Genomic DNA, 1,255 nt, shown 5'->3' on the forward strand with positions numbered 1-1,255 from the left:
GCCCCGGGCTGACAAGCCAAAAGGCATCCGCAACTGTCTCCCGCGACGCGACACATTCCGTGCCGCTGTTTTGCTGGGAGGCAGACAATGAACAAGGTGGAATTTTCCCGCACGGCCAAGGTTCCCTTCGCCAAGCGCTACGACAACTACATCGGCGGCAAATGGGTGGCGCCACTATCTGGAAAATACTTCGAGAACATATCACCTGTGACCGGCGGACCGCTGGGCGAGGTCGCCCGGTCGGACGCCAGGGACATCGAGGCGGCGCTCGACGCGGCGCACAAGGCCAAGGACGCCTGGGGCAGGACAAGTGCTGCCGCTCGCGCTCTGATCCTCAACCGCATCGCCGACCGCATGGAGGACAATCTCGATCTGCTGGCGCTCGCCGAGACCTGGGACAACGGCAAGCCGATCCGCGAGACGACGGCGGCCGACCTGCCTTTGGCCATCGACCATTTCCGCTATTTCGCCGGCGTGCTGCGCAGCCAGGAGGGCAGCATTTCCGAGATCGACCACGACACCGTCGCCTATCATTTCCACGAACCGCTCGGCGTTGTCGGCCAGATCATTCCGTGGAATTTCCCGCTGCTGATGGCGGTATGGAAACTGGCGCCAGCGCTCGCCGCCGGCAATTGCGTGGTGCTGAAGCCGGCCGAGCAGACGCCAGCCACCATCATGCTGTGGGCCGACCTAGTCGGCGACCTGTTGCCGGAGGGCGTGCTCAACATCGTCAACGGCTTCGGCCTGGAGGCCGGCAAGCCGCTGGCATCGTCGAACCGCATCGCCAAGATCGCCTTCACTGGCGAGACGACGACGGGCCGCCTGATCTCGCAATATGCCAGCCAGAACCTGATCCCGGTCACGCTCGAGCTTGGCGGCAAGTCGCCCAACATCTTCTTCCAGGACGTGACGGCGGAGGACGATGACTTCTTCGACAAGGCGATCGAAGGCTTCGTGATGTTCGCGCTCAACCAGGGCGAGGTCTGCACCTGCCCGAGCCGCGCCCTGGTGCATGAAAAGATCTACGACAGGTTCATCGAGCGGGCGCTGAAGCGCGTCGAGGCGATCGTCCAGGGCGATCCGCTCGACCCGGCAACCATGATCGGCGCCCAGGCTTCGAACGAGCAGTTGCAGAAGATACTGAGCTACTTCGACGTCGGCCGCCAGGAAGGGGCCGAGCTGCTCACAGGCGGCGAGCAGAACCATCTGCCGGGCGACCTTGCCGGCGGCTACTACGTCAAGCCCACCGTGTTCA

1 protein-coding gene is annotated in these 1,255 nt (G+C 63.8%); it reads left to right on the forward strand.

Annotation, left to right across the window (positions count from 1 at the left end; translation table 11 throughout):
* Nucleotides 1–87: 87 nt before the first annotated feature.
* The coding region (adh, locus tag EOA33_RS36160) for an aldehyde dehydrogenase (RefSeq protein WP_127407755.1) at nt 88–1,255 on the forward strand (1,168 nt) is incomplete at its 3' end.

Source organism: Mesorhizobium sp. M4A.F.Ca.ET.050.02.1.1, from assembly GCF_003997725.1.
Lineage (GTDB): Bacteria > Pseudomonadota > Alphaproteobacteria > Rhizobiales > Rhizobiaceae > Mesorhizobium.